The following is an 8,439-nucleotide window of genomic DNA, read 5'->3' on the forward strand; positions in this document are numbered from 1 at the left end:
GTCACGAACGTAGGACTCTCGGCGCGCGAATGTAGGACTCTCGCGGAGGGGGAAGAGGTGGGATGACGAAGGCCACCCCGACCGCGTCGAGGTGGCCCTTCATCCCCAGTGGACGCTCAGGTCGCGGCGGTGCGGGAGGCGGGTCCCGGCTGCTGGTCCCCGGCCGAGTCGCGCGGCCACCACCGGCTCGGCCGGGGCAGGAACGCGGCCAGCTCGGGGAAGTCGGTCGGGCGCTCGGTCATCCAGTTCCAGTAGCGCGGGATCGTGCGGGCGTACTCGCAGTAGTACCGGCGCAGCGCGTCGATCAGCTGGCGCAGGGTGTTCGGGTGGATCGAGCCCGGCCGCCACACCAGCAGGAGCCTGCTGCGCAGCGGCTCGGTCATCGCCACCAGGCTGACGTCCGACGTGGACCCGGTGGGCGTGGCCAGTGCCGCCGCACCGGCGTCGCGCACCCAGCTCATCGCCTCCGCGTGCCCGCCTGCGTAGTGCAGGACCTCCGGCGTGGGGTGGTCGAGCTTGCGGAACAGGTGCTCCTCGACGGTGTGGAACCAGTGCCCCGGCACGTGGTGCACCCAGCTCAACGACAGCATGTGCCTTCGGCTCACCGTAGTCCTGCGCGCGAGGGCGTGGTCGCGGGGCAGGGCCAGCCAGATCGGTTCGCGGACGATGATCTCCTTGGCCAGCGAGGGATCCAGCTCCCGCACCCCGTCCACCGCCTCCGGGCTGGGCACGAGCGCCGCGGTGAGCTCGCCGCGGCTCACCGCGTCGATGCCGAGGGCCGGGTCCAGGGTGACGGTTTGCACCTCCACCGAGGGCAGCGACGACTGCAGCGCCCGCCGCAGGGTCACCGGTGTCCATTCGGCGTTGCCGATGCGGAGAATTCCGGACGACAGCGACGACGCCTCGGCGACGACCGCGTCCGCCCGGGTCGCCAGATCCGCGAGCATGGGGATTAAACGCTCACCCAACGGCGTCGGAGTAATGCCGAAGGCCGAACGCACGAACAGGTCGCCGCCAACCGCCTTCTCGATCCGTCTCAATTGGGCGGTGAGGCTGGGTTGGGGCAAAGACAGCTTCGCCGCGGCCTTCGAGATGCTGCCGGCCTCGGCAAGGGTGGTGACCACCCTGGCGTGACGTATCTCCAGGTGCATGCATCCAACCCCTTTGCGTCGTTACTCGGGGTCCACTAACTTCGGCCGGTTCGGGGGATTTTCCGGACCAGCCTCGTCGTGCCGGGCGGCCGTTCCAACCTACCCCACGGGTGAACGCCTGAGGAGGAGTTCACGCGACCGCCCACCATTCGTTGAGGTCTCAACAGGAATTATGGAAACGGTGGCTACGATCGTCCGCAGTTACCTACTCGAAAGTCGGTTACGGAACGGAACCGCACGGCTGCGGAGACGGTTCCACCGGCAGGCCCGAAGGCGGATGCGGGGGACAGCACCAGTGCCGCCGGCTTGATCACAACCGTATGGTCTGCGGCGCGTGCACACACCGATAGGCCCACGTGGGGAGCGAGAACGTGAATCTATCTCCGATTCAAGGCGTGGATGACGTCGTCCGACTGCATTCCGTCCGCAAGGTTTACGGCAATGAGCGGAACGGCGTAGTGGCCCTTGACGGAGTCACGCTCGGCATCGCCCGCGGCACCTTCACCGCGGTGATGGGCCCCTCCGGTTCGGGCAAGAGCACGGCGCTGCACTGCGCCGCCGGCCTCGACCGGCCTACCTCCGGCTCGGTCGTGCTCGACGGCCAGGAGATCACCGGCCTGAACGAGCGCGAGCTGACCCGGCTGCGCCGCGAGCGCATCGGCTTCGTGTTCCAGTCCTTCAACCTCCTCCCGGCGCTGACCGTCCTGGAGAACGTCCAGCTGCCGCTGCGCCTGGCAGGTCGCCGCCCGCAGCGGTCCCAGGTGGACGACGTGATCGCCCGCGTCGGGCTGTCCGAACGCCGTCGGCACCGCCCCGGCGAGCTGTCCGGTGGTCAGCAGCAGCGGGTGGCCATCGCCCGCGCGCTCATCACCCAGCCCGCGGTGATCTTCGGTGACGAGCCGACCGGCGCGCTGGACACCCGCACCGCGCTGGAGGTCCTGGCGCTGCTGCGCCACGCCGTGCGCGACGGCCGTGCCGAACCTCTTCGTCGCGTCGTCCAGCGCCTTGTAGGCGTTGCCGAGCTCGGCGAAGTCACCGCTGGACTGGGCCGACTTGATGCGGTCCAGGGCCGACTGGATGTCCCGCACGGCCTGCTGGAGCTCCGTGCCCTGCTGGCCGTCCCCAGGAGGCGTGGGCGTGGTGGACGGCGTCGTGGACGGCGTCTGCCCGTTGTCGCCCTGCGGCACCTGCGACGAGGAGCCGGAGAGCACCTTCTCCATCGCCTGACCCAGCGTCGGCGCGTAGCCGACCTTGTCCCCGAAGCTGACCAGCACCTTGAACAGCTGCGGGAACTGGGTGTTCTGGCTGGCCCGCTCGATGTAGATGGGCTCCACGTAGAGCAGGCCGCCGCCCACCGGGAGGGTGAGCAGGTTGCCGTAGACGACGTTGGTCTGCCGCTGGGTGAGCAGGTTCAGCTCGCTGCTGACCTCGCCGTTGGTCAGGAACGTCGTCTGGATCTGCTGCGGGCCCTTGGCCTCGTTGTTCAACGTCAGGACGCTGATCTTGCCGTAGTTGTCCGGGTCGGACCGGACCGTCACGTACGAGGCCATGAACTCGCGGTTCAGCCGGACGAGCGCGCTCGTGAGCTGGAAGCTCACCTTGTTCGGGTCGCCGGTCGGGTCGCCGGCCAGCACGTAGAACGGCGGCTGCCGGTCCCGCTGCTGCTGGACGCCCTGCTGCTGCGCCTCCACCGTGGTGGCGTTGTCGATGGTCGGGTCGGACGGCACGGACCAGAACGAGACGCCGGAGTAGAAGTCACGAGGCGCGTCCACGTGGTACTCCGACAGCATCTCCCGCTGGACCTTGAACAGGTCCTCCGGGTAGCGCAGGTGCTCCTTCAGCGACTGCGACATCTCGCTGTGCGGCTTCACCGTGCCCGGGAACACGCCCATCCACGCCTTGAGCACCGGGTCGGTCTGGTCCATCTCGTACAGCTTCACCGAGCCGTCGTAGGCGTCCACAGTGGCCTTGACGGAGTTGCGGATGTAGCTGATCTCCAGGTCGGGCAGCTGCGCGACGCCCGGCAGCGAGTCGTTGGTGGCGTCACCCAGGGCCGTGCGGCGCGCGTACGGGTACTTCTCCAGCGTGGTGTAGCCGTCGACGATCCAGGTGATGCGGCCGTCGACCACGGCCGGGTACGGGTCGCCGTCCACGGTCAGCCACGGCGCCACGGCCTCCACGCGGTCGCGCGGGTGGCGGTTGAAGATGATCCGCGAGTCGTCACCGATGGCCGAGTTGAACAGGATGTTCCGCTCGCCGTAGGCGGCGGCGAAGACCATCTTGTTGAACAGGCCGCCGATGCGGACGCCGCCCTGGCCGGTGTAGGTGTAGGACGAGCCGTCGGTGTCGTACTCGCCGGGTGCGCCCTCGCCCCGGCCGCCGACGATGGCGTAGTCGGCGCGACCGCCCAGCTCGCCGTAGTACGTGCGCGGCTGCTCCACGCCGAACGGGCCGGGCTGGACCTTGCCGTCCTGGCCGACCTGGGCCACGTCGAACACCGGGTAACCGCCGTTGCCGCCCTCGTCGGCGGGCGAGTTCACCTCGCTGGCCTCGGCGAACACCATGCCGTTGCCGTGGGTGTAGATGAGGTGCTGGTTGATCCAGTCGCGCTGGCCCTGCGGGATGCCCGCGGTGTTCAGCTCGCGCACCGCGACGATGTAGTCCTGGACCTGCTGGTCCTTTTTGTACCGGTCCACGTCGAGCTTCTCCGGGAACGCGTAGAACGGCCGGAGCTGCTGGAACTGGGTGAACGTCTTGGAGATGACGGCCGGGTCGAGCAGCCGGACGTTGCCGACCGTCGCCTGGTCGTTCTTCAGCTCGTCCAGCGAGACGTTCTGCTTGCCGGCGTACGGCTTGCTCTCCACCTTGTCCTCGGTGAGCCCGTAGGCCTGCCGGGTGGAGGTGATGCTCCGGCCGATGGGTTCGGCTTCCTTCTCGATGGCGTTCGGCCGCACCGAGAACTGCTCCAGCACCGCGGGCCACGCCGCGCCGACCAGGATCGACGACAGCACCAGCAGCACGGTCGCGATGGCCGGCAGCTGGAGGTTGCGCAGCACCGCGCCCGTGAAGAACGCGATGGCGCAGAAGACCGCGATGAACAGCAGGATCAGCTTGGCCGGCAGCACCGCGTTGAGGTCGGTGTAGCTCGCGCCGTCGAACTTGTTGTTGCGGTCGGAGAACAGCAAGGAGTACCGGTCGAAGAAGTACGCGACCGCCTTGAGCAGGATGAACACACCGGCCACGACCGCGAGGTGGGTGCGCGCGGGCCCGGAGAGCTGGCCGCCGCGACCGGCGAGCCGGATGCCGCCGAACAGGTAGTGCGCCACCACCGCGGCCACGAACGCGACCGCCGTGGCGATGAACAGCCACGACAGCGCCCACGTGTAGAACGGCAGCTTGAACGCGTAGAAGCCGATGTCGTGGCCGAACTCGGGGTCGGGCACGCCGAACGGGGTGGCGTTGAAGAACAGCTGGACGACCTCCCAGTCGCCCTGCGCCGACGTGCCCGCGATGAGGCCGATCAGCAGCGGCAGGCCGATGCCGAACAGCTTCATCCGCCTGCTGACGACCGCGCGGTAGCGGGCCACCGGGTCGTCGGGGCCGGACACCGGCACGAAGACCGGTCGGGTGCGGTAGGCGAGGATCAGGTTGATCGCGACGAGACCGCCCACCAGCAGCCCCACGGCGAAGAACAACCCGAAGCGGGTCGCGAGCACCGTGCCGTAGACGCTGCGGAAGCCGACCTCACCGAACCAGAGCCAGTTGACGTAGGTGCCGAGCAGCCTTGAGCCGGTGATCAGACCGACCAGGACCACCGCACCGACGATGAGCAGAATCCGGCTGCGACGGGACAGCCTGGGCAGTCCGACCGGGGGCCGTGTGGCCACGGGGCACGCTCCTGGATCGCGGTAGTGGCGTTCGTACGATCTGTCCAACTCTACGAGGGCCGCCGAGGGTTCCCCGTTCGGTCGACCCTTTACCCAAGTGCGACCATGGCGCACGTGTCAGACAGTGAAACGCCAGCCGTGGTGCTGCCCGCCGTCGCCCGTGAGGTCGAGGAGTTCGTGTCCACCGCCGGGTGGAACCAGCCGACCCAGCTGTTCGCGCTGGTACCGACGTCCGAGCTGCTGGCGCAGCAGCCGGAGCTCGCGGGTCAGCTCGACCCGGAGACCTCGCCGCTGACGCCGATCGCCCAGGACTCGCTGCCGGACGACGAGCTGGACCGGGCGCTGGCGGGCATCGTCTGGCCCGACGTGGTGCACGGGTGCGCGTTGGCGCAGGAGATCGTCGTGCTGCCGCCGGACGCCGAGGCGCAGCTGACCGAGCAGGAGCTCGACGACGAGGAGGCGCGTCGGTTCGCCGCCGAGCACCCCCAGCGCCGGGAGGCCCGGTTGGTGGCCGCGGTGCTGCGCGACGGCTCGGCCGCGTGCGTGCTGCGCCTGCGGGGCAACGTCGAGGTCCCCGAAGAGGTCGTCGCCCACCCCGAACTGGCCCCGAACCTGACCCGCGCCCTGCTCGACACGCTTCGGCAGTAATCATTGGCCGCTGCTTCGCAGACGGCGGGCGAGGTCGCCGGGTGCTCCAGTGACGCCGGCAGCGGCCTAGCAAGCCGGCGCGTCGCCGCCCTTGCTCAGCGACTCCAGCGACTGCACGGCGTCGTCCAGCTTCTCGACCTTCACCAGGCGCAGGCCCTCCGGGGCGTGCTGCTTGGCCTCGTCGCAGTTGCCGGCGGGCACCATGAACACGGTGGCGCCGCCTTCGCGGGCGGCGACCATCTTGAAGCCGATGCCGCCGATGCGGCCGACCTCGCCCTTGTCGTTGATCTCACCGGTGCCAGCGACGGACTTGCCGCCGTTCAGCTCGCCGGGCGTGAGCTTGTCGACGATGGACAGGGCGAACAGCAGACCGGCGGACGGGCCGCCGACGTCGCTGAGGCTGATCTTGATCTCGAACGGCACGTCCGCGCGGTCCAGCGGCAGCACGCCGAGGAAGCCCGTCTCGCGGCCCTCGGTCCGGCCGAGGGTGACGGTGGCGGTCTTGCGCTCGGACTCGTGCTCGAAGGTCAGCGCGATCTGGTCGCCCGGCTTCGTGCTCTCCAACGCGGAGCGGACGTCGTCCGCGCCGGCGACCTGCTTGCCGTTGACCTCCAGCAGCCGGTCGTTGGGCTGCAGCACGCTGTCCGCGGCGGTGCCCTTGGTGATCTCGGCGGCGACGACCTTCATCGGGTAGTCGAGGTAGCGCAGCGCGGCGACCTCGGCGCTGGTCTGCGAGTCCTGGAACGCCTTCACGTTCTGGTCGCGGACCTCCTGCTCGGACTCGCCGGGCCGGAAGAACTCCTCGCGCGGCGCGAGCGCGTACCGGCCGCTGATCCACAGGCCGAGCGCGCCGAACAGCGACACGTCGTCGGTGAGCGACACGGTGGTCATGGTGAGCCTGCCGCCGGTCGGGAACGTCGCCTGCCCGTCGACCGACACCACGTCGCTGCCGTTGACCTGGCCCAACGTGTCGTAGGTCGGTCCGGGGCCCAGGGCGACGTAGGGCACGCGGGCGAACCCGCCGAGCAGGCCCAGCGCCAGCACGACCGCGAGGCTGACCACGAGGGTCCACGTCCGCCGGGTCAGGCCGCGCCGCTGCGCGTGCGGTGGGGTCGGTACCTGGTCCACGGCGGTGTCGGTGCCTTCGGTCACGCCCGACAGGGTACGACCAAGGCGTCACGCTGCCGGCGAACCGGTCCCACGCCGCGCCCCCGTGCCGCGTACCGTGGACCCATGAGTGACCTGCCCTTCGGGTTCGGCCCGCAGGACCCCGACGACCGCGACCGCAAACCCGGAGACCAAGGGGCCAACCCCTTCGACTTCAACCAGCTCGGTGCGATGCTGAGCCAGCTCGGTGCGATGTTCAGCAACGCGGGCACGTCGTCCGGGCCGGTCAACTACGACCTCGCGAAGCAGATCGCGCTCCAGCAGCTCGCCGGCACCGGCGGCACGACCATCGGGTTCTCCCCGGACCAGAGCGGCGCGGTGACCGACGCGGTGCACCTGGCGGAGATGTGGCTCGACCCGGCGACGGCGTTGCCCGCGGGGGCGCGCGCGTCGCAGAGCTGGACCGCGCGCGACTGGGTGGAGCGCACGTTGCCGACGTGGCAGCGGCTGTGCGACCCGGTGGCGCAGCGCGTGTCCGGCGCCTGGGTCGACGCGATGCCCGCCGAGGCCAAGGAGGCCGCCGGCCCGCTGCTGTCGATGCTCGGCCAGATGGGCGGCATGGCGTTCGGCTCGCAGCTCGGCGGTGCGCTGGCCCAGCTCGGCGCGGAGGTGCTGACGTCGACCGACGTCGGCCTGCCGCTCGGGCCCGAGGGCACGGCCGCGCTGCTGCCGGCGAACATCGAGAAGTTCACCGAGGGCCTGGAGCGGCCGACCAGCGAGGTGCTGGTGTTCCTGGCCGCCCGTGAGGCGGCGCACCAGCGGCTGTTCAGCCACGTGCCGTGGCTGCGGCAGCGGCTGCTGGACACGGTGGAGGAGTTCGCCCGGGGCATCACCGTCGACACCTCGGCGCTGGAGCAGATGGCAGGGCAGATCGACCCGGCGAACCCGGCGAGCATCGAAGAGGCGATGAAGTCGGGGATGCTCGAACCCCAGACCACGCCCGAGCAGAAGGCCGCGCTGACCCGCCTGGAGACGCTGCTGGCCCTGGTCGAGGGCTGGGTGGACGTGGTGGTGAACGAGGCCGTGGGCGAGCGGCTGCCCGGTGCCGAGGCGCTGCGGGAGACGCTGCGCAGGCGGCGCGCGTCCGGCGGTCCGGCGGAGCAGACGTTCGCCACGCTGGTCGGCCTGGAGCTGCGTCCGCGCCGGCACCGCTCGGCGGCGGCGCTGTGGAAGCTGCTCACCGACCAGCACGGCATCGAGCAGCGCGACAGCGTGTGGGAGCACCCCGACCTGGTGCCGTCGGCGGAGGACCTGGACGACCCGATGGAGTTCGCCGAGCGGTTCGGCCGGACGCGCAAGGCGCTGGAGGACCCGATGGCCGAGCTGGAGCGCACGCTCCGCGAGAAGGACGACGAGCAGGGCGGCGACGACCAGGACAAGCCCGGCGACGCCTAGCCACCGCCCACCACCCACCGCCCACCACACGCCGCCCACCACACGCCGCCGCGCCACCCACCGCCGCGCCACCCACCGCCCGCGAGGTCGCGTCGGTCGTTCGCGTCCTCATTCCCGGCGATCACGCTCTTCGATCGCCGGGGAAAAGGGCGTGTACGACCGACATACCCGCGACCCCGGCCGCCGGCTTC

At 70.3% G+C, this 8,439-nt stretch carries 4 protein-coding genes and 2 pseudogenes; 3 read left to right on the forward strand and 3 right to left on the reverse strand.

Annotated features, from left to right (window positions below):
- Window positions 1-116 precede the first annotated feature (116 nt).
- Complete coding sequence (locus AB0G02_RS22205; RefSeq protein WP_360797379.1) at window positions 117-1,151, reverse strand: LysR family transcriptional regulator; 1,035 nt, start codon at window positions 1,149-1,151, stop codon at window positions 117-119.
- A gap of 371 nt (window positions 1,152-1,522) precedes the next feature.
- Here AB0G02_RS22205 and AB0G02_RS22210 point away from each other — a divergent pair.
- Window positions 1,523-2,116: pseudogene (locus AB0G02_RS22210) on the forward strand (ABC transporter ATP-binding protein); the annotation flags it as partial.
- A 12-nt stretch (window positions 2,117-2,128) separates the two neighbouring features.
- Here the strand turns inward: AB0G02_RS22210 and AB0G02_RS22215 are convergent.
- A pseudogene (locus AB0G02_RS22215) lies at window positions 2,129-5,014 on the reverse strand (UPF0182 family protein); the annotation flags it as partial.
- A gap of 129 nt (window positions 5,015-5,143) precedes the next feature.
- On the opposite strand from AB0G02_RS22215, the gene AB0G02_RS22220 reads away from it, so the two are divergent.
- The gene (locus tag AB0G02_RS22220; RefSeq protein ID WP_360797380.1) at window positions 5,144-5,686 is read left to right on the forward strand and encodes a PPA1309 family protein; all 543 of its coding nucleotides are present in this window, start codon (window positions 5,144-5,146) and stop codon (window positions 5,684-5,686) included.
- A 66-nt stretch (window positions 5,687-5,752) separates the two neighbouring features.
- Here AB0G02_RS22220 and AB0G02_RS22225 read toward each other — a convergent pair whose 3' ends face one another.
- The gene (locus AB0G02_RS22225) at window positions 5,753-6,838 is read right to left on the reverse strand and encodes a PDZ domain-containing protein (protein ID WP_360797381.1); all 1,086 of its coding nucleotides are present in this window, start codon (window positions 6,836-6,838) and stop codon (window positions 5,753-5,755) included.
- An 81-nt stretch (window positions 6,839-6,919) separates the two neighbouring features.
- On the opposite strand from AB0G02_RS22225, the gene AB0G02_RS22230 reads away from it, so the two are divergent.
- Entirely contained in the window at window positions 6,920-8,248 is a 1,329-nt protein-coding gene (locus AB0G02_RS22230) for a zinc-dependent metalloprotease (protein ID WP_360797382.1), read from the forward strand.
- The last annotated feature ends 191 nt before the right edge of the window (window positions 8,249-8,439 follow it).

The organism is Actinosynnema sp. NPDC023658 (assembly GCF_040639995.1).
In the GTDB taxonomy this organism is placed as follows: Bacteria; Actinomycetota; Actinomycetes; order Mycobacteriales; family Pseudonocardiaceae; genus Actinosynnema.

Excerpts from the sequence above, each read along its gene's own strand:
- AB0G02_RS22205 (WP_360797379.1), bottom strand. The coding sequence starts at position 1,151 with ATGCACCTGGAGATACGTCACGCCAGGGTGGTCACCACCCTTGCCGAG.
- AB0G02_RS22220 (WP_360797380.1), top strand. The coding sequence starts at position 5,144 with ATGGCGCACGTGTCAGACAGTGAAACGCCAGCCGTGGTGCTGCCCGCC.
- AB0G02_RS22230 (WP_360797382.1), top strand. The coding sequence starts at position 6,920 with ATGAGTGACCTGCCCTTCGGGTTCGGCCCGCAGGACCCCGACGACCGC.